The 21,087-nt window shown below is 68.7% G+C and carries 25 protein-coding genes; 8 read left to right on the top strand and 17 right to left on the bottom strand.

What is annotated here, in order from left to right; translation table 11 throughout:
- The 3 genes from ASF45_RS14805 to ASF45_RS14795 are packed head-to-tail and all read right to left on the bottom strand — an operon-like array spanning window position 1 to window position 2,450.
- A complete protein-coding gene (locus tag ASF45_RS14805) occupies window positions 1–549 on the bottom strand; it encodes a carboxymuconolactone decarboxylase family protein (protein ID WP_056663698.1) in 549 nt (182 codons plus the stop codon).
- Between the two features lie 14 nt (window positions 550–563).
- Window positions 564–1,562, bottom strand: coding sequence for a tripartite tricarboxylate transporter substrate binding protein (locus ASF45_RS14800; protein ID WP_063887681.1), 999 nt, complete (start codon window positions 1,560–1,562; stop codon window positions 564–566).
- 24 nt (window positions 1,563–1,586) lie between these two features.
- Window positions 1,587–2,450 (bottom strand): SDR family NAD(P)-dependent oxidoreductase, encoded by an 864-nt coding sequence (locus ASF45_RS14795; protein WP_056663693.1) that lies wholly within the window; start codon window positions 2,448–2,450, stop codon window positions 1,587–1,589.
- Window positions 2,451–2,572: 122 nt separating this feature from the next.
- On the opposite strand from ASF45_RS14795, the gene ASF45_RS14790 reads away from it, so the two are divergent.
- Window positions 2,573–3,592: a LacI family DNA-binding transcriptional regulator gene (locus tag ASF45_RS14790; RefSeq protein ID WP_056663690.1), complete on the top strand. Its 1,020-nt coding sequence runs from the start codon at window positions 2,573–2,575 to the stop codon at window positions 3,590–3,592.
- A gap of 3 nt (window positions 3,593–3,595) precedes the next feature.
- Here the strand turns inward: ASF45_RS14790 and ASF45_RS14785 are convergent, their stop codons facing one another.
- The 3 genes from ASF45_RS14785 to ASF45_RS14775 form a co-directional block, all read right to left on the bottom strand.
- Window positions 3,596–5,677 (bottom strand): NAD(+) synthase, encoded by a 2,082-nt coding sequence (locus tag ASF45_RS14785; protein WP_235580920.1) that lies wholly within the window; start codon window positions 5,675–5,677, stop codon window positions 3,596–3,598.
- 54 nt (window positions 5,678–5,731) lie between these two features.
- Entirely contained in the window at window positions 5,732–6,040 is a 309-nt protein-coding gene (locus ASF45_RS14780; protein ID WP_056663687.1) for a hypothetical protein, read from the bottom strand.
- Window positions 6,041–6,308: 268 nt separating this feature from the next.
- Entirely contained in the window at window positions 6,309–6,566 is a 258-nt protein-coding gene (locus tag ASF45_RS14775) for a hypothetical protein (protein WP_162244003.1), read from the bottom strand.
- Window positions 6,567–6,569: 3 nt separating this feature from the next.
- On the opposite strand from ASF45_RS14775, the gene ASF45_RS14770 reads away from it, so the two are divergent.
- The 3 genes from ASF45_RS14770 (at window position 6,570) to ASF45_RS14760 (ending at window position 8,709) form a co-directional block, all read left to right on the top strand.
- Complete coding sequence (locus ASF45_RS14770; RefSeq protein ID WP_063887680.1) at window positions 6,570–7,388, top strand: DUF6502 family protein; 819 nt, start codon at window positions 6,570–6,572, stop codon at window positions 7,386–7,388.
- Window positions 7,357–7,887, top strand: coding sequence for a hypothetical protein (locus ASF45_RS14765; RefSeq protein ID WP_235580923.1), 531 nt, complete (start codon window positions 7,357–7,359; stop codon window positions 7,885–7,887). The genes ASF45_RS14770 and ASF45_RS14765 overlap by 32 nt, the downstream gene beginning before the upstream one ends.
- Before the next feature lie 276 nt (window positions 7,888–8,163).
- Window positions 8,164–8,709 carry an acyloxyacyl hydrolase gene (locus ASF45_RS14760; protein WP_056663675.1) on the top strand — a complete coding sequence of 182 codons (546 nt, stop codon included), beginning with the start codon at window positions 8,164–8,166 and terminating at the stop codon, window positions 8,707–8,709.
- Between the two features lie 33 nt (window positions 8,710–8,742).
- Here the strand turns inward: ASF45_RS14760 and ASF45_RS14755 are convergent, their stop codons facing one another.
- Window positions 8,743–9,516, bottom strand: coding sequence for an endonuclease/exonuclease/phosphatase family protein (locus tag ASF45_RS14755; RefSeq protein ID WP_056663670.1), 774 nt, complete (start codon window positions 9,514–9,516; stop codon window positions 8,743–8,745).
- Window positions 9,517–9,640: 124 nt separating this feature from the next.
- Window positions 9,641–10,147: a Spy/CpxP family protein refolding chaperone gene (locus ASF45_RS14750; RefSeq protein ID WP_063887679.1), complete on the bottom strand. Its 507-nt coding sequence runs from the start codon at window positions 10,145–10,147 to the stop codon at window positions 9,641–9,643.
- A gap of 190 nt (window positions 10,148–10,337) precedes the next feature.
- Here ASF45_RS14750 and ASF45_RS14745 point away from each other — a divergent pair, with 190 nt between their 5' ends.
- The gene (locus tag ASF45_RS14745) at window positions 10,338–11,306 is read left to right on the top strand and encodes a recombination-associated protein RdgC (RefSeq protein WP_056663663.1); all 969 of its coding nucleotides are present in this window, start codon (window positions 10,338–10,340) and stop codon (window positions 11,304–11,306) included.
- Here ASF45_RS14745 and ASF45_RS14740 read toward each other — a convergent pair.
- Genes ASF45_RS14740 through ASF45_RS14710 form a run of 7 tightly spaced genes read right to left on the bottom strand, consistent with a single transcriptional unit; the run spans window position 11,303 to window position 17,810 of the window.
- Window positions 11,303–12,157, bottom strand: coding sequence for an aldo/keto reductase (locus tag ASF45_RS14740; RefSeq protein ID WP_056663662.1), 855 nt, complete (start codon window positions 12,155–12,157; stop codon window positions 11,303–11,305). The genes ASF45_RS14745 and ASF45_RS14740 overlap by 4 nt on opposite strands.
- A 39-nt stretch (window positions 12,158–12,196) precedes the next feature.
- Window positions 12,197–12,931, bottom strand: coding sequence for an aspartate/glutamate racemase family protein (locus ASF45_RS14735; RefSeq protein ID WP_056663658.1), 735 nt, complete (start codon window positions 12,929–12,931; stop codon window positions 12,197–12,199).
- Between the two features lie 5 nt (window positions 12,932–12,936).
- Window positions 12,937–13,647, bottom strand: a complete 711-nt coding sequence (locus ASF45_RS14730) for a GntR family transcriptional regulator (RefSeq protein WP_255357796.1) — start codon at window positions 13,645–13,647, stop codon at window positions 12,937–12,939.
- 10 nt (window positions 13,648–13,657) lie between these two features.
- Window positions 13,658–14,542: an ABC transporter permease gene (locus ASF45_RS14725; RefSeq protein ID WP_056663653.1), complete on the bottom strand. Its 885-nt coding sequence runs from the start codon at window positions 14,540–14,542 to the stop codon at window positions 13,658–13,660.
- Window positions 14,542–15,468: an ABC transporter permease gene (locus ASF45_RS14720; protein ID WP_056663649.1), complete on the bottom strand. Its 927-nt coding sequence runs from the start codon at window positions 15,466–15,468 to the stop codon at window positions 14,542–14,544. Before ASF45_RS14720 ends, ASF45_RS14725 begins: the two co-directional genes overlap by 1 nt.
- Window positions 15,469–15,483: 15 nt before the next feature.
- The gene (locus tag ASF45_RS14715; RefSeq protein ID WP_056663647.1) at window positions 15,484–16,749 is read right to left on the bottom strand and encodes a PotD/PotF family extracellular solute-binding protein; all 1,266 of its coding nucleotides are present in this window, start codon (window positions 16,747–16,749) and stop codon (window positions 15,484–15,486) included.
- Between the two features lie 41 nt (window positions 16,750–16,790).
- Complete coding sequence (locus ASF45_RS14710) at window positions 16,791–17,810, bottom strand: ABC transporter ATP-binding protein (protein ID WP_056663644.1); 1,020 nt, start codon at window positions 17,808–17,810, stop codon at window positions 16,791–16,793.
- A 226-nt stretch (window positions 17,811–18,036) separates the two neighbouring features.
- On the opposite strand from ASF45_RS14710, the gene ASF45_RS14705 reads away from it, so the two are divergent.
- Window positions 18,037–18,594: a polymer-forming cytoskeletal protein gene (locus ASF45_RS14705; RefSeq protein WP_056663640.1), complete on the top strand. Its 558-nt coding sequence runs from the start codon at window positions 18,037–18,039 to the stop codon at window positions 18,592–18,594.
- Window positions 18,595–18,663: 69 nt separating this feature from the next.
- Here the strand turns inward: ASF45_RS14705 and ASF45_RS14700 are convergent, their stop codons facing one another.
- Both ASF45_RS14700 and gstA read right to left on the bottom strand, forming a co-directional pair.
- Window positions 18,664–19,767 carry an alkene reductase gene (locus ASF45_RS14700; protein WP_056663637.1) on the bottom strand — a complete coding sequence of 368 codons (1,104 nt, stop codon included), beginning with the start codon at window positions 19,765–19,767 and terminating at the stop codon, window positions 18,664–18,666.
- Window positions 19,768–19,880: 113 nt separating this feature from the next.
- Window positions 19,881–20,489, bottom strand: coding sequence for a glutathione transferase GstA (gstA, locus tag ASF45_RS14695; RefSeq protein WP_056663634.1), 609 nt, complete (start codon window positions 20,487–20,489; stop codon window positions 19,881–19,883).
- Window positions 20,490–20,675: 186 nt separating this feature from the next.
- Here gstA and ASF45_RS14690 point away from each other — a divergent pair, with 186 nt between their 5' ends.
- Together ASF45_RS14690 and ASF45_RS14685 are read left to right on the top strand one after the other, a co-directional pair.
- Window positions 20,676–20,861, top strand: coding sequence for a DUF1328 family protein (locus tag ASF45_RS14690; RefSeq protein WP_056663631.1), 186 nt, complete (start codon window positions 20,676–20,678; stop codon window positions 20,859–20,861).
- Between the two features lie 3 nt (window positions 20,862–20,864).
- Window positions 20,865–21,086 carry a hypothetical protein gene (locus ASF45_RS14685; RefSeq protein WP_056663626.1) on the top strand — a complete coding sequence of 74 codons (222 nt, stop codon included), beginning with the start codon at window positions 20,865–20,867 and terminating at the stop codon, window positions 21,084–21,086.
- Window position 21,087 lies beyond the last annotated feature (1 nt).

Genomic DNA, 21,087 nt, shown 5'->3' with positions numbered 1-21,087 from the left:
TCAGCGGCCCGGCGCAGCGGGGGGTTGGCCGGCTTCCAGGTCGACCTCGAAGTTCTCCAGCAGCCGGCAGACCAGCATGTAGAAGCCGATCGTCATCGTCAGCTCGACGAGTTGGCGGTGCGGCAGGCTGGCCGCGAGCGCATCGAACAGCGGGGTGGGTGCCTTGACCTGCCGCACCACGGCGTCCGTGTAGTGCAGCACCTGCAGTTCCAGGGCGGTGAAGGCCGCTGGCGGGGGGCTGTCATCGGGCCGCTGCAGCACGGCCTCGATCTTCTCCGGGGGAACGCCGGCCTGTGCCGCCACACGCCGGTGCTGGAAGACCTCGTAGTGCGAACCGCAGAGCGCGCCCACGCGCAGGATGACGAGCTCGCGCAGCACCGGGTCGAGTTCCGAGCGCCGCAGGATCGCGTTGCCCAGGGCCAGGAAGCCCTCCGCGCTCGGGCCGCCGTGCGCCACCATGCGGTAGATGTTGAGCGGCGGGCGCGAGGCCACCATCTCGCGGATGGTGGGAGAGGCCTGGTCGAGATCGAAGTAGGGAATGCGTGCCATGGCTGAAGTCCTGGTCAGTCGAGTCGGATGTTGGCGTTGCGGATCACCTCGCGCCACTTGATGGTTTCCTCGCGCGCGTAGCGGGCCAGTTCTTCCGGCGTGCCGCCCTGGGGTTCGGAAGCGGTCTCGAACATCACCTCGACGATGCGCGGTTCCCTGAGCGCCAGGTTGATCTCGCGGTTGAGCCGCTCCACGATGGGCCGGGGCGTGCCGGCCGGCGCCCAGATGGCGCCCCAGCCGGCCACCTCGTAGCCGCGCAGGCCGAGCTCGTCGAAGGTCGGCACCTCGGGCAGCTGCGGCAAGCGCTTGCGGGCGGTGACGGCCAGCGGCCGCAACTTGCCGGCCTTGATGTGGGGCAGCGAGGCCGGCAGGTTGTCCATGATGGCCGGCACCGTGCCGCCCAGCACGTCGTTGAGCGCCGGCACGCTGCCCTTGTACGGCACGTGGACGACGGAGATGCCCGCCATGCCCTTGAGCAGCTCCAGCGCCATGTGCGTGCTGGTCGAATTGCCGTTGGAGGCCACATTGATGGCGCCGGGCCTGGCCTTCGCCTGGTCGATGAAGGCCTGCAGCGTGGTGGCAGCGAAGGAGGGGTGGACGCTGAGCACGTTGGACACCTTGCCCTGCAGGATGACCGGCTCGAAGTCCTTGACCGGGTCGAACTCCAGCCTGGGGTACAGGCTCACGTTCATGGCGTGCGTGGTGTTGGTGCCGTACAGCAGCGTATAGCCGTCGGGCGCGCTCTTGGCCACGTAGGTCGCACCGATGTTGCCGGACGCACCCGGCCGGTTCTCGACGATGACCGGCTGGCCCATCTGCCGCGCCAACTGGTCGGCCACGCGGCGCGCCGAGGTGTCGGTGGAGCCACCCGGCGGAAAGCCCAGCACGATCTTGATCGGCCGCTTCGGGTAGTCCTCCTGCTGGCCATGGGCCGGCCTGCCGAGTGCCAGCCACGCGGCGGGAAGGGCGAGCAAAGCGGCCGCACGCCGCCTGCCATGCGAAACCTGGGGCATGGTGGGGTCTCCCGAAGCAGGGTTTCAGGACAGCGGCAAGGCGATGCCCGCCGACAGGCCGCCGTCGACCAGCAGCGCATGGGCGTTCACATACGACGACTCGTGCGAGACCAGGAACAGCGCCGCATGGGCCACCTCCCAACCCGTGCCCTGGCGGCCGAAGGGCAGCGGCATGGCCAGCCGGTCGGGCCGTCGACGGGTGGCGGCGCGGCCCATGGGCGTGTCCATGAGGCCGGGCAGCAGGCTGTTGCAGCGGATGCCCTTGGGCTGGCCGGCCATGGCGATGGCACGCGCCAGCGCCACCTGCGCGGCCTTGGTGGTCTCGTAGGCCGGGTTGCCCGAACTGTTGCGCAGCGCCGCCAGCGACGAGACCAGCACGATGGAGCCACCCGGCGCCATGTGCTGCAGCGCCTGCTGCGCGAACAGCATGTTGCTGCGCACGTTGACGGCGTGCTCATGGTCCCAGTCCTGCGCGGTCTGCCGCGCCAGTGGCAGGCCGCTGGCCACGCCGACGACGAGCACCATGCCGTCCAGCCCCCCCATGTGCGCGCTGGCCCGCTGCACGAGCGGGGCGATCTGCCCGGCGTCGGCCACGTCGGCCACCTCGGCATGCACGCGGCCGCCTTCCTGAGCGACCTGCTCGCAGGTGGCGCGCAGCGCCGGCTCCGACACATCCACGCAGGTCAGCGCGGCGCCGTGGCGGGCGAACAGCAGGCTGATGGCGCGGCCGTTACCGACCGGCGGGTCCGGGTCATCGATGCTGCGCTGGCCTGCGCCCACCACCAGCACCTTGCGGCCGTGCAGCCGCTGTGCCGGATGGTCGGCCGGATGGCCCGCGGCCGGCGCGAAGCACTGCCGCTGCGGATCGATCGCAAATCCCTGCTGCATGGCGTCTCCTGTTGTTCGAGTGCATCCTAAAATGGCCAATGAAACGTTTCAACAGAGGACAAACACCTAGGCCGATTTGCGCCCTGGCTATCATGCGGGGGGCGTTCGAAGAAAGCAGATCGATGGCGAAAGACAAGGTGGATATTCGCGATGTCGCGGCTTTGGCCGGGGTGTCGGTGGGCAGTGCCTCGCGCGTGATCAACGGCGCTGAAAACGTTTCACCAGAAACCCGCGACAAGGTCGAGCGCGCGATCGCCATCCTCGACTACCGGCCCAACCACACGGCGCAGGCGCTGCGCTCGCGCTCGAGCAAGACCATCGGCTGCCTGTTCACGGATGTGACCAACCCGCTCTACGCCCGGCTGTTTCGCTCGCTCGAGGAACGGCTGCGCAAGGACGGCTACATGCTGCTGCTGGCCAATGGGCTGAACGACGCGCAGCGCGAGACGGAAACACTGGCCATGTTCGGGCGGCGCGGCATGGACGGCGTGATCGCCGCGCCCGGCAACGAGACCGATGCGCAGGTGCTGGCCGCACTCAACGGTTTGCCCATGCCCGTCGTCGTGCTGGACCGCGACATGGCCACGCCCGGCTGCGACGCTCTGCTGTTCGACCATGCCGCGGGCATGAAGGCAGCCATGGCGGAACTCTTCGCGCAGGGCCACACGCGCATCGCGCTGGCCCTGTGGCGCGCCAGCAGCCGCCCCGTGCGCCGGCGCATCGAGGGCTACCGGGCGGCCTACAAGGCGGCAGGGCTGCGCGTGCCGGACATGCTGGTGCAGGCCGCATCGGCCACGAGTTCGGTGTTCGCCGATGTGAACGCGCTGCTCCAGCGCGCGGACCGCCCCACGGCCATCATCGCGCAGGGCACCTACACGCTGGGCAGCACCTTGCGCGCGATCGAGGCCAACGGCCTGCGCGTGCCGCAGGACATCTCCGTCGTCACCATCGGCGACACCGACTTCGCGCGCGACCACGCGCCCAGCATCTCGCTGCTCAACGTGGACGCCCAGCGCGTGGCCGAAGGCATCGCCACGCTGCTGCGCAGCCGCATGGCCGACGCCGGCCAGCCGGGGCGCAGCGAGCGCGTGCCGCTGCAGTTCACCGACCGCGGCTCCATCGGGCCGGCACCGCGGCCCTGAAGCTCAGCCGTCTTCGGCCGGGATCGCCGCCACTTCGTCGATCCACACCCGTGCCTCGGAATCGCTGGGCGCACGCCAATCGCCACGCGGCGACAGCGAGCCGCCCGAACCGACCTTGGGCCCGTTGGGCACGCAGCTGCGCTTGAACTGGCTGGTCTGGAAGAAGCGCCAGACGAAGGTGCGCAGGTGCTTCTTGATGTCGGCCAGGCCGTACTGGTTGAGCGCGCCCTGCAGCGTGTCGGGCCAGGGCCCGCGCTCCCGGTCGTGCCAGGCGGCGTGCGCGAGAAAGGCCACTTTGGCCGGGCCGAAGCCGTGGCGAACGATGTGGTACAGGTGGAAGTCCTGCAGCTCGTAGGGGCCGACGGTGTCTTCCGTGCGCTGGCCGGGCTGGTCCTTGCCATCGGCGTCGGCGCCGGCCGGCACCAGCTCGGGGCTGACCTCGGTGGCCAGGATCTCGCGCAGCACGGCGCTGCCCGCGTCGCCCAGCAGGTTCTGCCCGGCCACCCAGTGCACCATGTGCTTGATCAGCGTCTTGGGCACGCTGGCGTTCACGTTGTAGTGCGACATGTGGTCGCCCACGCCGTAGGTGCACCAGCCCAGCGCCAGTTCGGAGAGGTCGCCAGTGCCGGCCACGATGCCGCCGTGGTGGTTGGCCAGGCGGAACAGGTGGCTGGTGCGCTCGCCGGCCTGCACGTTCTCGAAGGTGATGTCGTAGACCGGCTCGCCGCGCGCGAACGGATGGTCCAGGTCGGCCAGCATCTGGCGGCAGCTGGGCCGGATGTCGATCTCTTTCGCCGTGCAGCCCACCGTGGCCATGAGCCGGTGCGCTTGGTCCAGCGTGCGCGTGCTGGTGGCGAAGCCGGGCATGGTGTAGGCCAGGATGTGGCTGCGCGGGCGGTTGAGCCGGTCCATGGCCTTGGCCAGCACCAGCAGTGCATGCGTGGAGTCCAGCCCGCCGGAGACGCCGATCACCACCTTCTCGATGCGCGCGGCCTCCAGCCGCTGCACCAGCGACTGCACCTGGATGTTGAAGACCTCGCGGCAGCGCTCGTCGCGCGTGGCGGCGTCGGCCGGCACATAGGGGAAGCGCTCCACCGTGCGGCGCAGCGCCCCGGGCGCCTTGGGCGGTGCCAGGTCGAACTCCACGGTGCGCCAATTGGCCAGCTCGGCCTTGTGCCGCGCGGCCGAGGTGCCGAAGCTGTTCTGCCGCATGCGCTCGTGCACCAGGCGCTCCAGGTCCACGTCGGCAAAGATGGTGTGCGAGACATTGGAGAAGCGCTCGCTCTCGGCCTGCAGCTCGCCGCCTTCGTAGATCAGGGCCTGGCCGTCCCAGGCCAGGTCGGTCGTCGACTCGCCGATGCCGGCCGACGAATACAGGTAGGCCGCCAGGCAGCGGCCCGACTGCAGGCCGGCCAGTTGGTGGCGGTAGGCGGCCTTGCCGATGGTGATGTTGGAGGCCGACAGGTTGACCAGCACCGTGGCGCCCGCCAGCGCGGCGTAGCTGGACGGGGGGATGGGGACCCACAGGTCCTCGCAGATCTCGCAATGCAGGGCCAGCAGAGGCTGCTGGCGGGCCCGGAAGACCAGGTCCGACCCGAAGGGCACGTCCTGCCCGAAAAGCCGCACAGAGGACGCCAGGGCCGCGTCGGCGGCGGCGAACTGCCGGCCTTCGTAGAACTCGCCGTAGTTGGGCAGGTAGGTCTTGGGCTGCACGCCCAGCACCTGGCCGCCCGCGACGATGGCCGCGCAGTTGAACAAGCGGTGGTCGACGCGCAGCGGCAGGCCGACGATGGCCACGGCATCGCGCTCGCGCGTGGCCTGGGCCACGGCGTGCAACGCATCCAGGCAGCGCTCGAGCAGGGTGGACTGGTGGAACAGGTCGTCGCAGGTGTAGGCCGACAGGCCCAGTTCCGGGAAGGCCACCACCGAGGCGCCCTGGTCGGCCGCGTCTTCGTACAGGCGCACGGTCTCGCCGGCGTTGAACACCGGATCGGCCACGCGGTTGCGCGGCACCGCCACGGCCAGGCGCACGAAGCCGTGGCGCCAGGGGTGCAGGAAGGGCAGTTGGCTCAGTTCGTTCGGCACGGCGCTTCGGTCCTTTGTTGACAAGGCGGGTCGGCCGCGATGCTAACTGGCCGGCTACAGGGGCTCGCGCAGCGTGCCGCAGTTCCAGCACTGTTCGAAGGGCCCCTCCAGCACCTCGTGGCAACCGCTGCACGACCAGCGCCGCTCCGGCGGGTGCTGCAGCTGCTCGAGCATGGCCAGGGCCCGCGCCAGGTGGCCGTCGTCCTCGACCCAGATTTCGGGCAGCGCCTGGTCCGGCGGGATCTGGCCGGCGATGCCGCTGGCATAGGCCCGCTGCACCGTGGCCGAGATGCCGTCGCGCCGCAGCATGTCGGCCCACAGCGTGGCGACCATGAGGTTGGGGGCGGGTGCGACACGTTGCATGGCGGGGGCCATCCTATGCGGGGACGGGCGCGCCGGTTGTCCCTATCTCTCTTCTATCTTCTCTATCTTTCAATAGTCGTAGTAGTAGAGGGCGGCCCTGGCTGTGGACAACTGCGGTTTGTCCAGCCGTGCCGCGGACTTGCAGCACCGCTGCGGCTGTGGGCGGCCGCGCTTTCGTGCTGTCGTGCCGGCATGAACAAGTTCGGCCGGACGCGCGCGGCTGTGGACAAGCACCGGCTTGTGCCGGAACTATCCACACGGTTGTTCTTCAGGGGCTGGGATGCTGCGGCGCGACGGCGCCCACCACGGGCAAGACCTGCGGCGCAGGGGCGCTGGCACGGAGCGGACGCGCCGGAACCGCCTTGCTCTGGGCAGGTGAGGGCGCTGCGGCAGGGACGGACGCGGCCCGGTGCTCGCTGTACTGCACAGCGGCCACCACGAGCGCGAACAGCAGCAGATGCAGCGCGATGCCGGCACCCGGGCTTTCCAATGTCCACTTCTTCATCTGCGTGGAATAATATCCCACAGAATGTCCACTCCATCCCGGTCCGCGGTCGTGCTGGCTTCTGTGCTGCGGCTGCTGCGGCCCGCGGTGCGCCTGTTGCTGCGGCATGGCGTGGCCTATCCCAGCTTCGCGACCGCCCTCAAGCAGGTGTTCCTGGAGGCGGCACGCGACGAACTGGCCGCCAGCGGCCAGAAGACCACCGACAGCGCCTTGAGCCTGCTGTCGGGCGTGCACCGGCGCGATGTGCGCCAGTTGCGCAGCGCAGCCAGCGCCCCCCCGGCGCGCGACGCCATGAACATGGCCAGCCAGGTGGTGGGGCGCTGGCTCAGCGACGTGGCCTTCGTCGACGACGAGGGCACGCCACTGGTGCTGCCGCGCCAGGCCGAGGGTCCGGGCTTCGACGCCCTGGTCGCGGCCATCAGCACCGACGTGCGGCCACGGGCCGTGCTCGACGAATTGCTGCGCCTGGGCCTGGCGGAGGAAGGCGCGCAGGGCGTGCGCCTGCTCGCGCCGGGCTTCGTGCCGCGCCAGGGCTTTGCCGAGATGCTGCAGCTGCTGGGAGACAACGTGCACGACCACCTGGCGGCGGCCTGCGCCAACGTCGACGGCCAGCAGAACTTCCTGGAACAGGCCGTGTTCGTGGACGAGCTGACGCCGGCTTCCGCCGCCGAACTTCACGCCCTGGCCGCCAAGGTGTGGCGCCAGGCCTTTCGCCAGGTCATGCGCGAGGCCCAGGCCCGCTTCGACCACGACCAAGCCCATGCCGACCCCGCACAGCGCACACAGCGCGTGCGTTTCGGCAGCTACTTCCATGCCGCTGACGACCATGAAACGACCCGCTGAGCTGTTGACAAGCCTTTGGATCGCTTGCCTGTTGGTGGCCTGTGGCCCCGGCACCGGCGGCACGGGCACGGGCCCGAACGTGGGTGCCACCCTGGCCGAAGGTACCTACACCGCCACGCTGGACCCGACCCTCGCGCCGATGCAGCCCTTGCCCTGTGGCGACCGGTGCGCGGGGCCCGTGGTCCTGTCGGTCAGCGACGTGCGCGTGGAGCTGAACCTGCCGTGCCAGCGCTTCGTGCACGAAGGCAGCTGGGAGTTCGATGCCGATGGGCGGGCCGAGTTGCCTGGCCGCTGGACCACGCTGGCGGTGTCGGGTGACAAGACCGTGCTGCAGGAGCAGAGCGTGTTGCTCACCGTCTTGGCCAACCTGCCCGACGGACAGGGGCTGCGGTTGGAGTTGAGCTTGCGCGGGCTGGATGGCGCGCCGCTGCTCGGACCTGTTTTGTTGACGCAACAGCCGCAGCAGGCCCCCGCAGTCTCCTGTCTATCTTTCAATTGATTCAATAGTGGTAGTAGTAGAAGGGGGCCGGTTGGTGTGGACAACCCGCTTTTTGCAAACGCGATCAAGGGCTTGGCCGAATCACAGCCATGTGGTGTGAGGCTCCACAACCCGAACCGGTGCCGACAACAACTTGGCCTTCGCCGCCGCCGCTGTGGACAACTACCAACTTGTGCCGGAACTTTCCACAGGCTTGTTCCAAGCATCGGCAGCTTCCTACAAGGCCGTCTGTGACAGCTACGTAGCATGTGCAACAAACCAAACAATGGGAGTTGCATGAAGTACACGACGACGAAGACAGCCCTTGGCGCCCTGTGCCTGGTGATTGGCTTCTCAGCCCAGGCGCAGCAAGGCCAGAGCCATGGCCTGTACCTGGAAGCCGGTCAGGCCCGGCACCATGGCGCCACCACCGACGCGCTGACCTTGGGCGTGCGCGTGCCGACCGATGTGCGCTTTTTCAGCGGCAGGCTGGCCTTGTCGGTGGATGGGTACGCGAGCCGCTGGCACGCTGATGCCCTTCCCGGCGCGCGCGACGCGTTCACCCAATTGGGCCTGGTGCCCATGCTGCGCTGGCGCTTCGGTGAAGGGCGATCGCCCTGGTTCGTCGAGGGCGGTGTCGGCGTGTCCTACCTCGTGGACGGCTACCGCACGCGCACCAAGGCGTTCGGCTCGCGCTGGAACTTCAGCGACCACCTGGGCCTGGGCTACAGCGTCGGGCGGCACGAGATCGGCGTGTACGTGAAGCACGTGTCCAACGGTGGCCTGGACAAGCCCAACCCGGGCGAGACCTTCTACCAGCTGCGCTACGGCTACGCGCTCTGACTGGCAGGGCCGCGAGGCCCTTGCCGTGCGCGGCTACAGGTCGATCACGGCCGCCAGCGGCGCGTGGTCGGACAGCTTGTTCCACGGCGCGCCCGGCAGCACGATGGGCGAGTGCGCGCCGGCATTGCGCACGTAGATGCGGTCCAGCGACAGCACCGGGAACTTGGCCGGAAAGGTCTTGGCCGAATGGCCCGTGGCGTGCACGAAGACCTCACGCAGACCGGCCAGCTCTTCCAGGATGTCGTGCGCGCGGCGGCGCCAGTCGTTGAAGTCGCCGGCCACCACCACGGGCGCGCCGGTGGGCACTTCCTTGTTGATCATCTCGGACAGCAGGCGCAGCTGCTCGCGCCGGTGCGATTCGCGCAGGCCCAGGTGCACGCAGAACACATGCAGCTGGTGCTTCTGGCCCGGGATCGCCAGCGCACAGTGCAGCAGGCCCCGCCGCTCGGGGCCGGGCAGCGAGACGTCGCGGTTCTCCTGGTGCACGATGGGGAACTTGGACAGCACGGCGTTGCCGTGGTGCCCGTGCGGATAGGCCGCGTTCTTGCCGTAGGCGAACTGCGGCCAGATCGAATCGGCCAGGAACTCGTAGTGCGGCGCCTCGGGGTAGTCGGCATGGCGGGCCGCGTGGCGCGCATGCGTTCCCAGCACTTCCTGCAGAAACACCACGTCGGCGTGCACATGGCGCACGGCCTCGCGCAGTTCGTGGAGCATGAAGCGCCGGTTGAAGGTGGTGAAACCCTTGTGGATGTTGACCGTCAGGACCTTGATCTTGGTGACGGTGCCGTCGGCGATGGTGTTCGGCATGCTGCTGGGATGACGCGGGTACGGATACCGGTTGTACCGCAGCCGGCCAGGCCGGCGCTGTAGGACGCCTGCCGGACACCGGGTCTGCGAGACCCGATAGAGCCGGCCGGCGCCCGCAGGTTCCTCAACCCCTGGGTTCGGGCTTGGACGGCATGCCGTGGTGGTGCGGCCCGTGGCGCGGGCCCATGGCCATGCGCTGGTCGAACACCCGCTGCTGCTCGGGTGTGAGCGCGCTGTACAGCCGCAGTGTGGCTTCGGCGCGGCGCTCCATCTCGGCCGAGCGCTTGGCGTGCATGGCGCGCATGTGTTCGATGCGCTGCGGCGTGGTCATCTTGCGGATGGCCTCGCGGTCGAGCCGTTCGGGGGGCGGGCCGGGCGGCAGCATGCTGGCCGTGAACTGGTTCCAGGCCGGCTCCTGCTCGGCCGTGAGCTTGAGCTCCTGCTTGAGGCGGGCCTCGCGGCGCTCCATGCGCTGGGCGGGATCGGTGCGGGCGTGTTCGCGGGCATGGCGCGCCGGCGTATCCACGGGTGGCGGCGAGGCCGGCGGGGTCTGCGCCATGGCGGCAGCGCCCAGTGCGGCCAGGCTACTGGCCAGCACCATGCGTTGGAGGGAGAAGAGAGAGCGGGTCATCAAGACTTCCTTTCTGTCGGAGAACCACAGCGGCGTGTTGCTCTGCTGTGCGGTCAGTGTCCGGCGCGCTTGTATCGGCCCGGTGCTGTTTGTCCGGCTGTTTGTAAAGTTCTCGCAAGGAAGTTTGCCGTGCCGTGCGGTGGCGGCGTGCAACGACAATACGCGGCTTTCCGTGCAACGAGAGCGAACAGTGTTCAAGAACGTGATGGTTTACAAGCTCGGTGGCGACTGGACGGCCACCTGGGAGCAGATCGAAGAGGCGCTCGGCACGCAGCGCTTCGAAGAGTGCGGTGCGACGCAGGAACGCTCGGCCGGCTGGGTGCCGCCGCGCGGCGAGGAGCACGGTCCGCTGGTCGAGTCCATCGGCGGCCAGTACCTGCTGCGCCTGATGGTCGAGAGCAAGGCCGTGCCGGCCTCGGTGGTCAAGCGCAAGGCCGACGAGCGCGCCCAGCAGATCGAGGCCACGACCGGCCGCAAACCCGGCAAGAAGGAAATCCGCGACCTGCGCGAGGAAGCCAAGCAGGCCTTGCTGCCCGTGGCCTTCACCAAGCGCGGCGCCACCTGGGTCTGGATCGACCTGCAGGCGCGCCGCTTCGTGGTGGATGCCGGCAGCCAGAACCGCGTCGACGAGATCCTCAGCCTGCTGGTCAAGGTGCTGGACGGCTTCTCGGTGCAGGAAGTGCACACCGCCACCTCGGCCACGGCCGCGATGTCCGAATGGCTCAGCAGCCAGGAGCCGCCGGCCGGCTTCTCGATCGACCGCGAGTGCGAACTCAAGGCCACCGACGCCTCCAAGGCCGCGATCCGCTACGCCCACCACCCGCTGGACATCGAGGAGATCCGCCAGCACATCGCCGAAGGCAAGCTGCCGACCAAGCTGGCCATGACCTGGGACGAGCGCGTCTCCTTCGTGCTGACCGAGAGCATGCAGCTGCGCAAGCTGCAGTTCCAGGACGGCGTCTTCGAGAAGACCTCGCAGGAGAAGGAAGACAGCTTCGACGCCGATGCCGCCATCTCCACGGGCGAGATCAGCCGCCTGCTGCCGGGCTTGCTGGAAGCGCTGGGCGGCGAGATCGAACTGGTGGCTGCGGTGGAGACGCCGCTGCCAGCCTCGGCCGCGCCGGCTGCGCAGCCGGACACCGAAGACGCGCCCTTCTAAATCATCGCCAGCGGCGGCTTGCGCGCTGGCCTGGGGTAGAGGCGGGCCAGTTCGGCCTGCACGTCGGCCTGGAGCACAAGGTCGGCCGCGGCGAGGTTCTCGCGCAGATGCGCCTCGCCCACCGCTTTGGGCAGCGCATTGACGCCGGGTTGTGCCAGGAGCCAGGCCAAGGCGAGTTGCGCCGTGCTGCAACCTTGCCGTTCGGCGAGTGCCTGCAGCGGCGCGTCGTATGCCAGCGCGCCCTGGTCCAGCGGGCTGTAGGCCATCAGCGCGACGCCGTGTTCGCGCAACCAGGGCAGCAGGCTGTGGGCCGGGCCGCGCTCGGTGATCGAGTAGTAGACCTGGTTGGCGGCGCAGGCATCGCCCCCATCGACGGACCACAGTTCCTGCATGTCGTCCACGTCGAAGTTGCTGACGCCCCAGCGCGCGATGCGGCCGGCCGCGACCAGCGCCTGCATGGCCTGGACCGTCTCGGCCAGCGGCACGCTGCCGCGCCAGTGCAGCAGGTACAGGTCGAGCCGGTCCACGCCCAGGCGGCGCAGGCTGCGTTCGCAGGCGGCCACCGTGCCCTGGCGGCTGGCGTTGTGCGGATAGACCTTGCTGACGAGGAACAGCTCCTCGCGCCGCAGGCCGCCGCGCTGGGCCTCGGCCAGGGCCTGGCCGATGGCTTCCTCCGAGCCGCCTTCGCCGTACATCTCTGCCGTGTCGACCAGGCGCCAACCCATCTCGAGTGCGCTGCGCAAGGCCTTCACTTCGGTGGCGCGGCGCGCCTTGGATTCACCGATGCGCCAGGTGCCCAGGCCCAGGGCGGGCAGGGCCGGGCCGGTGCCGGGCAGGGGAATGCTGTGCATGGGAACGCTCCTTTCGCCCGCATTGTGCGGGCGCCGGCTTCACTGGCCGAGGGCCCGGAGTTCGGCCGCCACGTGCTGCCAGGCCACATCGAAGCCGGGCTGCGGGCGTGCATCGGCGCTGGGCGGCAGCCGCAGCGCCATGCGCGTGCCGGCGCCCACGCTGTCGACCAGTGGCACGCCCACCTGGTGCTGGAGGGCCGCGGCCACACCCGCCAGGCCGGCGCCACCGACGATCACGGCCTGGGCGTCCCAGCGCTCGGCGGCTTCCTGGCAGGCGCGGGCCAACATGGCGCGCGCGCCTTCCGGGTCGGCCATCAGTTGCACGCCTGTGGGCGCCACGGTGTGGATGCCGACCAGCGCCTGGTGGCCGAGTGCCAGGGCCAGCCGCTCCAACATGGGCACCCAGCGTGCACCGCCGGTGACGATGGCGAAGCGACCGTGCTGCGCGGCCTCGGCGAAGGCGGCTTCGGCCAGGCCCGTGACGGGCACGGGGCTGGCCTCGCGCAGCGCGAACAGGCCGGGGTCGCCGAAGCAGCCGATCAGCACGGCATCGGGTGCGGCGCTGCCGGGCTCGGCCAGTGCGGCGGCCCAGGCGTCGAGCGCGGCGTGTGCGGCGACTGCGTAACTGGCCTCGCAGGCGATGTAGGACGCGCCCAGCCGTGCGGTGCTGCTGCGCACCTGCACGCCGGCACCGGCCTCGCGCTGCACATGCTGCTGCAGCAGCGCCGTGACGCTGGCCGAGGTGTTGGGGTTGATGACGAGCAGCTGGCGCATCGTGCTCAGGCAGCGGCCAGCACGGCCGCGAGGTCGATGGGTTCCTCCGCCGGCGGCGTGAACTCCAGCCGCGCTTCCAACAGGTCCAGGTGCTTGCGCATGCAGCGGCTGGCCTCGCGCGCATCGCGCAGGCGGATCGCGTCCAGCAGCACACCATGTTCGCGGCAACCGCAGGCCGTGGCCTCCTCGCGTTCCATCGCATGGTGGCTGCTGAAGGTCATCAGCACGAGGGAGGTGCGCGAGACCAGTTCGCGCAGCACGCGGCCCAGCGTCTGGTGGCCGGCCGCCTGCGCGATGTGCAGGTGGAAGTCGCCGGCCTGGCGGATCGCACGGCGCATGTCGCCGGCCTCGCGTGCGGTTTCCTCGGCGGCGATGCAGTCGGCCAGGCGCTGGATGTCGGCCGGCTGCGCGACCGCGATGAAGCGCTGCACCAGCGTGGGCTCGATGAGGCGGCGCACCTCGAACACCTCGCGCGCTTCCTGCTCGGTGGGCTGCGCCACCGAGGCACCGCGGTTGGGCGTGAGCGTGACGATCTGCTCGCTGGCCAGGCGCACCAGCACGGGCCGCACGCGTGTGCGCGAGACGCCGAAGGCGCTGGCGATCTTGTCCTCCACGAGCTTGGTGCCGGGCAGCAGCTTGTGGTCCAGGATGGCGGAAACCATGCGCTCGTAGATCTCGCTGTCGGAGACCGTGGGCGCGGCATCGGGGGCAGGCACGGCGCGCACCTTATGCCTTGCGCCGGCGCGCCAGCAGCAGGGCCAGGCCGATGGCCAGGCCCATCACGCCGAAGGACACCACCGTGGTCACCGTGCCCAGCGCGTAGATGGACGGCGTGGTGACGGTGGAGGTCAGGCCCTGCAGTTCCAGCGGCAGCGTGTTGACGTCGCCGATGGCCTGCGAGGTGCGCGCGATCTCGTCCCACGACAGCGTGAAGCCGAACATGCCGATGCCGACCACCGAAGGGGCCACCAGCGGCAGCACCACCTGGCTGAAGCTCTGCCAGGGCGTGGCGCCGAGGTCGCGCGCAGCCTCTTCGTAGCTGGGGTTGAAGCGGTTGAACACGGCGAACATGATGAGCAGGCCGAAGGGCAGCGTCCACGTGAGGTGCGCGCCCAGGGCCGAGGTGTACAGGCCCAACGCCGTGCCGTAGTTCTCCAGGGCGCTCTCCATGCCGAGCGCGCCCAGCAGCCACTTGATGCCGGTGTCCAGCAACCGGAACTCCAGGCCGATGCCCAGCGACACGATGATGGACGGCATGATGAGGCTGGCCACGACGATGTAGAACAGCGCGTTGCCACCCTTGAGCTTCTTGCGGAAGGCCAGGCCGGCCAGCACCGACAGCACCACGGTCAGCACCATCACGGCAGCGCCCACGCCCAGCGAGCGGCGCAGTGCGGCACCGATGTCGACCACGCCCAGACCCTCGGCCAGCTGGCGGAACCAGTGCAGCGAGAAGCCGCGCATCGGGAAGGTCAGGCCCCCCTCGGGGCCCTGGAAGCTCAGCACCACGATGACGAGCATGGGGCCGTACATGAAGGCCACGAACAGTGCGAAAACCGCGGCCAGCAGCCAGAAGCCGGCGGGGCGTGCGTCGGAAATCCTTGCCTGCATCAGAGTTCTTTCCGAATGTCGACCATGCGGGTCAATGCCCAGATGATCATGAGCACCACGGAGAGCAGGATCATCGCGTTGGCGGCTGCCAGCGGGAACTGCAGGTAGGAGGTCTGCACCTGGATGATCTTGCCGATGGAGGCGATCTGCTGGCCCCCCATGACGCCGATGGTCACGAAGTCGCCCATCACGATGGTGATCACGAAGATCGAGCCGATGATGATGCCGGTCTTGCACAGCGGCACGATCACGTTCCACAGCGTCTGCCAGGCGCTCGCGCCGCTGTCGCTGGCGGCCTCCAGCAGGCTGCGGTCGATGCGCATCATGCTGTTGAAGATGGGCACGATCATGAACATCGTGTAGAGGTGCACGAAGGCCAGCGTGACCGAGAAGTCGGAGAACAGCAGCCACTCCACGGGCGCGTCGACCAGGCCGATGCCTTGCAGGCTCTGGTTGACCAAGCCGTTGCGGCCCAGCAGCGGCACCCACGAGATCATGCGGATCACGTTGCTGGTCCAGAACGGGATGGTGCACAGCACGAACAGCGCGGTCTGCATGCCCGCGCTGCGCACGTGGAAGGCCAGAAAGTACGAGACCGCGAAGCCCAGCACCAGCGTGATGGCCCAGACCAGGAAGGAGAATTTGAGCGTGGAGAGGTAGGTCTTCAGCGTCACGCACAGGTCATCGGGACCGACGAAGCCGGCCGAGCAGCCCTCGAAGATCGACACATAGTTCTTGAACGTGAAGCCGGGCAGCAGCTCGTATTCGTTGAAGTCCCAGAAGCTGACCATCAGGATCAGCGCCAGGGGAATCAGGAAGAACAGCGCGAAGACCAGCGTGAACGGCGCAGCCTGCCACCAGGCCGCGATGCTGCGGCCCGGCGCCGCGGACGGGGCACCGTGGGAGGTGGTGGCAGGAGCGCTCATGGCTTGCTTACCGCGTCAGGCCGCCACAAATTGGTTCCACTTCTGGACCATGTAGTTGTTCTCGTCCATCAGCGCGTTCCAGCAGGCGATGCCGCCCATGCGCTGCTCGTACGAGCCACCGTCACGCACGGCACCGGCCTTGGCCAGCACGTCGCCGTTCGGGCTCTTGATGTCCTGCGCGGCGGGCTTGCCTTCCATCCAGTAGGCCCACTCGTAGGCTTCCATCTTGGCCTTGGCGGTGTCGAGCACGGCGCTGTAGTAGCCCTGGCGGTTCAGGTAGGCGCCGGCCCAGCCGTCGAGGAACCAGTTGATGAACTCGTAGGCGCCGTCGAGCTTGCGGCCCGACAGCGTGGATGGCAGGCCGAAGCCGGCGGCCCAGGCGCGGTAGCCCTCTTTCAACGGCTGGAAGTTGCAGGCGATGCCCTTGGTGCGCACGGCCGTGACGGCGGGGCTCCACATGGACTGGATCACCACCTCGCCGGACGACATCAGGTTGACCGACTCGTTGAAGTCTTTCCACAGCGCGCGGAACTGGCCGGCCTTCTTGGCCTCGATCAGGGTCTTGATCGTGAGGTCGATCTCGGCCTTGGTCATGTTGCCCTTGTCAGGGTACTTGTACAGGCCCTTGGCCTCGACCACCATGGCGGCATCCATGATGCCGATCGAGGGGATGTTCAGGATCGCGGCCTTGCCCTTGAACTCGGGGTTCAGCAGCTCGGCCCAGGACTCGATCGGGCGCTTGATCAGGTCGGGGCGGATGCCCAGCGTGTCGGCGTTGTAGACCGTGGGGATCAGGCTCATGAACTGCGTGGGGCTCTTGGCGAACACCTTGCTCTTCTCGCCTTCCAGGAAGATCACCTTCTTGGGTGCCGTGCCCTGGTCGCCCACGGCCTTGCCCGCTACCTGGCCGGTGGTGAACAGCGTGGTGATCTTGTCGGCGTTCTTGATCTTCTTGGTGTCGATGCCCTTGAGGTTGCCGGTGGGCACGATCTTCTTGAGCGAGAAGTACTCGGTGTCGATCAGGTCGAAGCTGTTGGGAGCGGTGACGGCGCGCTTGGTCACGTCGTCGGTGGTCACGGCCACGTACTGGATCGTGATGCCGGTGTCGGCCTTGAACTTCTCGGCGATGGCCTTGTCCTGGTTCACCGCCGTGCCCAGGTAGCGCAGCACGATGGGCTCCTGCGCGTGTACGAAGGGCGCGATGCCGGTGGCCAGGATGCCGGCCGTGCCCTTGAGCAGGGTGCGGCGCTGCAGTGCGCTAGTGTTGGTGGTGTCGGACATGGGGTGTCTCTCCAATCGGTGGCAGGGGGTGGAAGAAAGAGTCAGGCGGCGAGCGCGTGCGCGTGCGGCGCGGCCCAGGACAGGCGCACGTTCTCGCCCAGGGTGTAGGGCCGGTCGGTGAAAGCGGCCTCGGGCAGCATCAGCGACACGCCGGTGCGGCCGGCGCCATTGGCCGCGTCCAGGCCCAGCAGCACGTAGGTCCCCTGGTACTCGACGTCGGTGACGGTGGCGGCGATGCCCTCGCCTTCGGTGGCGATGCGCATGTGGTCGTTGCGCACGGCGATCTTGCCGGTGGGCGTGTCCAGCACGTTGTGCCCGCCCATGAAGCGCGCGATGAACTCGGTGGCGGGCCGGTTGTAGACCTCGTGCGGCGACCCGACCTGCTCGATCAGGCCGTGGTTCATGACGACCATGGTGTCGGCCAGCGCCATCGCCTCTTCCTGCGAGTGCGTGACGTGGATGAAGGTCAGGCCCAGCTCCTTCTGCCAGCGGCGCAGCTCGGCACGCATCTGGATGCGCAGGAAGGGGTCGAGCGCGGACAGCGGCTCATCGAGCAGCAGCACCTTGGGCTGGGTGATCAGTGCACGCGCCAGCGCCACGCGCTGCTGCTGGCCGCCCGAGAGTTCGCCGGGCTTGCGCTGCGCGAGGTGGCCCATGGCCACGCGCTCGAGCAGGTCCTGCGCCTTGGCCCGGCGCTCGGCCGTGGCCACGCCCTTCATCTTGAGGCTGAAGGCCACGTTGTCCAGCGCCGAGAGATGCGGGAACAGCGCGAAGCTCTGGAACATCATGGCCGTGCCGCGCGCGGCCGCGGGCAGGTCGGTGATGTTGCGGTCCTCCAGCAGCACGTCGCCGCTGCTGACGGTCTCATGGCCCGCGATCATGCGCAGCGTGGTGCTCTTGCCGCAGCCCGAGGGTCCCAGCAGGCAGCAGTAGCTGCCGCTTGCGATGCGCAGGTTGATGCTGTCCACGGCTGCTTGCCCTTGCGCATAGCGCTTGGTCAGGGCCACGAGTTCCACGGCCACGGGCCGGGGCACGCTGGGAGAGGGTTCGGCGGAGGGCATGCGGACCGTCGTACGCAAAGCCCATGCCATGTTTGTACGCAGGCTTTTCCCCGGAATGCGTACAAAAAGCACCAAGGAAGTGCGTACATCGGGGCGCGGGCGCCGGCCCCTGGTGCGCGCGGTGCCGCGCTGGTGCCACTTTCTTAGGGTTACAGAAGTTGCATGCGTCTTCAGCGCATTTGCGTGCAGATTCCCCTAGCATGGAGTTTTGATCGGAGAACGCCCAGTGGCCCTGCAATCCCCCTTTTTCGGCAAGCGTGAGAACGAGCCCCTGAACACCCGACCGAGCACGTTCAACAACAGTTCGGCGTTGCAGCCCTCGTCCTCTTCCCCCACTTCTTCCAGCAGCAACATGGCCACTTCCGCGACTTCTCCGTCGGTGCCCGGCAGCAGTGCGAGCGCACCGGTCAGCGCCGCCATGCAGGAGCCCGGCAGCAAGCTCATCGTCGGCCCCAACATCAAGCTCAAGGGCGTGGAGATCACCGACTGCGACACGCTGGTGGTCGAGGGCACGGTCGAGGCGACGATGGACTCGCGCATGATGCAGATCGCCGAGCAGGGCGCGTTCAAGGGCTCGGCCGAGGTCGACCTGGCCGAGATCCGCGGCGCCTTCGACGGCGACCTCGTGGTGCGCGAGAAGCTCGTGATCTACGCCACCGGCAAGGTGAGCGGCAAGATCCGCTATGGCAAGGTGGTGATCGAAGAGGGCGGCCAGATCTCGGGCGAGATCAGCTTCGGCGCGGGCGCCGCCAAGAGCAGCAAGCCGGCGCTGGCAGCGGCCTGATCGTTTCGGCTTTCTCCAATGCAAAACGCCGACCCTCGGGTCGGCGTTTTGCATGGCGCGTGGGGCGGATCAGGCCGGCAGCGCGGGATAGTCGGTGTAGCCCTCGGCACCGCCGCCATACATGGTGGCGCGGTCCGGCACCTGCAGCGGGGCGCGCTCGCGCAGGCGGCGCACCAGATCGGGGTTGGCGATGAACGGGCGGCCGAAGGCCACGAGGTCGGCACCGTCGGCCAGGGCCTCATCGGCCAGCGCACGGTCGTAGCCGTTGTTGACCATCCAGGCGCCCTTGCCGCCGGCGGCGCGGTAGGCGGCCTTGAGCCTGCGGTAGTCGAACGGCCGGTCCTCGATCTCGCGCGGGCCACCCGTGGCGCCTTCGATCACGTGGATGTAGGCCAGGCCCAGCGGCGCCAATTCGGCCAGCAGCGTGTCGAACAGCGGCTGCGGATCGGGGTCGGAGATGCCATTGGCCGGCGTGACGGGCGAGATGCGCAGGCCCACGCGGCCGGCACCGATCTCGGCCGCCACGGCCCGCACCACCTCGAGCGTGAAGCGGATCCGGTTGGCGATGCTGCCGCCGTAGTGGTCGGTGCGGTGGTTGGCGCCGAGCTTGAGGAACTGGTCAAGCAGGTAGCCGTTGGCGCCGTGGATCTCCACGCCGTCGAAGCCGCTGTCCAGCGCGGCGCGGGCGGCCTTGCGGAAGTCGTCGACGATGCCGGCGATCTCCTCGGCAGCGAGTGCGCGCGGCGTGGAGGTCTGGTCGAAGCCGCCCTTGCCGTCGCGGATCAGGTAGGTCTTGGTGGTGGCGGGAATGGCCGATGGCGCCACCGGCGCCTGGCCGCCGGCCTGCAGCTCGGTGTGCGAGACGCGGCCCACGTGCCACAGCTGGGTGACGATCTTGCCTCCGGCCGCATGCACGGCCGCCGTGACCTTGCGCCAGCCTTCCAGCTGCTCGGGTGCGTAGAGGCCCGGCACGTCGGCGTAGCCCTGGCCCTGCTGGCTGATGGCCGTGCCTTCGGTGACGATCAGGCCGGCGCTGGCGCGCTGGCGGTAGTACTCCACGGCCAGGGGGCCGGGAACGGCGCGCGGCGAACGGTTGCGCGTGAGCGGGGCCATGACGACGCGGTTGGCCAGTGCCAGGCTGCCCGCATGGGTGGGCTCGAACAAGGAAGACATGCACTCTCCGTTGGATTTATTTCTTGGCCGCCCCAGAGTGCCGGAGCGGACGAAGCGTGCATGTGCGGGCAAGACGCTCATCTGCAAGACAGCGGCCGCCTTGTTACATCGACTTACTTGGTCAGGCCTTCGGCCTTGAGCGCTTCCTGTACGGCAGGGCGCGCCGCCACGCGGGCCATGAAGGCGGCCACGTTGGCGTAGGCCGACAGGTCCACGCCTGTGGGCTTGGCCCAGTTGGTGACGGTGAACAGGTAGGCATCGGCCACGGTGAAATTCTCGCCTGTCAGGTAGTCCTTGCCGGCCAGCTGTTCGTCGACCCACTTGTAGCGCGACACCAGCTTCTCCCGCACGCCGGTCTTGTAGTCCTCGGGCGTTGCAGGGTTGAACAGCGGGCTGTAGCCCTTGTGCAGTTCGGTGCCGATGAAGGTCAGCAGCGACTGCAGGCGGTAGCGCGCCAGCGTGCCGTTGGCCGGGGCCAGGTTCTTGAGCGGGGCCTGGTCGGCGATGTATTGCACGATGGCCGGGCCTTCGGCGAGGCGCGTGCCGTCGTCCAGCTCCAGCAGCGGCACATAGCCCAGCGGGTTGATGGTGTAGTAGTCGGTGCCGTCGTCGAGCTTGTGCGTCTTGGTCGGGGCCTTCAGGGCCTCGAACGCGAGGCCAGCCTCGCGCAGCACGATGTGCGGGGAAAGCGAGCAGGCACCAGGGGAGTAATACAGCTTCATGGCGTGTTTCCGAAGGGGGTTGGGATCGTTGTGCCGCCAGCATCTGCGCACCCGCTCGGCGGCGCCCAAAAGGGCCGCGCGATTGTCCTACACCCCTCTGTGCCGGCGGCTGATGCCTGGGCAAAGCCCCTCTCCCTAAATTGCGTGCAAGCGCGGCGCCGCCGCAGTACCACAAGGAGAGTCGACATGTTGAAGTGGGCCATCATCTTTGCATTGATCGCATTGGTTGCCGGGGGCTTGGGTTTCGGTGGTGTGGCTGCGGGCGCGGCCGGCATTGCCAAGGTGCTGTTCGGCCTGTTCCTGATCCTGGCCGTGGTGTTCGTGGTGCTGGCCGCATTGGGCGTCGGCGCGGCGAAGAAGATCCTGGACTGAGCCGTGCAGTCTGTTCCCGAGGGCCTGGGTCCCCAGCACTACGCGCAGCTGCAGCAATGGCTGCAGAGCCCGCTGCAGCGCGTGCAGCGCATCCTGCAGGTGACGGCCGCCGACTGGTGGCCCGATGGCCAGGTGCCGCAGACGCGCAAGGCCGCCGGCCGCGTGGTCCGTGCGCACCGCGATCACGCGCACGCGCATGGCGTGCGTGGTCGCCGCCACGCCTGAG

The organism is Pseudorhodoferax sp. Leaf265, assembly GCF_001422365.1.
Taxonomy (GTDB): domain Bacteria; phylum Pseudomonadota; class Gammaproteobacteria; order Burkholderiales; family Burkholderiaceae_C; genus Pseudorhodoferax.
This window is presented reverse-complemented; position numbering and strand designations above follow the sequence as displayed.

Bases quoted from the DNA above. Each gene is read 5' to 3' on its own strand.
- ASF45_RS14805 (WP_056663698.1), bottom strand. From the start codon at position 549: ATGGCACGCATTCCCTACTTCGATCTCGACCAGGCCTCTCCCACCATC.
- ASF45_RS14800 (WP_063887681.1), bottom strand. From the start codon at position 1,562: ATGCCCCAGGTTTCGCATGGCAGGCGGCGTGCGGCCGCTTTGCTCGCC.
- ASF45_RS14795 (WP_056663693.1), bottom strand. From the start codon at position 2,450: ATGCAGCAGGGATTTGCGATCGATCCGCAGCGGCAGTGCTTCGCGCCG.
- ASF45_RS14790 (WP_056663690.1), top strand. From the start codon at position 2,573: ATGGCGAAAGACAAGGTGGATATTCGCGATGTCGCGGCTTTGGCCGGG.
- ASF45_RS14780 (WP_056663687.1), bottom strand. From the start codon at position 6,040: ATGCAACGTGTCGCACCCGCCCCCAACCTCATGGTCGCCACGCTGTGG.
- ASF45_RS14770 (WP_063887680.1), top strand. From the start codon at position 6,570: ATGTCCACTCCATCCCGGTCCGCGGTCGTGCTGGCTTCTGTGCTGCGG.
- ASF45_RS14765 (WP_235580923.1), top strand. From the start codon at position 7,357: ATGCCGCTGACGACCATGAAACGACCCGCTGAGCTGTTGACAAGCCTT.
- ASF45_RS14760 (WP_056663675.1), top strand. From the start codon at position 8,164: ATGAAGTACACGACGACGAAGACAGCCCTTGGCGCCCTGTGCCTGGTG.
- ASF45_RS14755 (WP_056663670.1), bottom strand. From the start codon at position 9,516: ATGCCGAACACCATCGCCGACGGCACCGTCACCAAGATCAAGGTCCTG.
- ASF45_RS14750 (WP_063887679.1), bottom strand. From the start codon at position 10,147: ATGACCCGCTCTCTCTTCTCCCTCCAACGCATGGTGCTGGCCAGTAGC.
- ASF45_RS14740 (WP_056663662.1), bottom strand. From the start codon at position 12,157: ATGCACAGCATTCCCCTGCCCGGCACCGGCCCGGCCCTGCCCGCCCTG.
- ASF45_RS14735 (WP_056663658.1), bottom strand. From the start codon at position 12,931: ATGCGCCAGCTGCTCGTCATCAACCCCAACACCTCGGCCAGCGTCACG.
- ASF45_RS14725 (WP_056663653.1), bottom strand. From the start codon at position 14,542: ATGCAGGCAAGGATTTCCGACGCACGCCCCGCCGGCTTCTGGCTGCTG.
- ASF45_RS14720 (WP_056663649.1), bottom strand. From the start codon at position 15,468: ATGAGCGCTCCTGCCACCACCTCCCACGGTGCCCCGTCCGCGGCGCCG.
- ASF45_RS14715 (WP_056663647.1), bottom strand. From the start codon at position 16,749: ATGTCCGACACCACCAACACTAGCGCACTGCAGCGCCGCACCCTGCTC.
- ASF45_RS14710 (WP_056663644.1), bottom strand. From the start codon at position 17,810: ATGCCCTCCGCCGAACCCTCTCCCAGCGTGCCCCGGCCCGTGGCCGTG.
- ASF45_RS14700 (WP_056663637.1), bottom strand. From the start codon at position 19,767: ATGTCTTCCTTGTTCGAGCCCACCCATGCGGGCAGCCTGGCACTGGCC.
- gstA (WP_056663634.1), bottom strand. From the start codon at position 20,489: ATGAAGCTGTATTACTCCCCTGGTGCCTGCTCGCTTTCCCCGCACATC.
- ASF45_RS14690 (WP_056663631.1), top strand. From the start codon at position 20,676: ATGTTGAAGTGGGCCATCATCTTTGCATTGATCGCATTGGTTGCCGGG.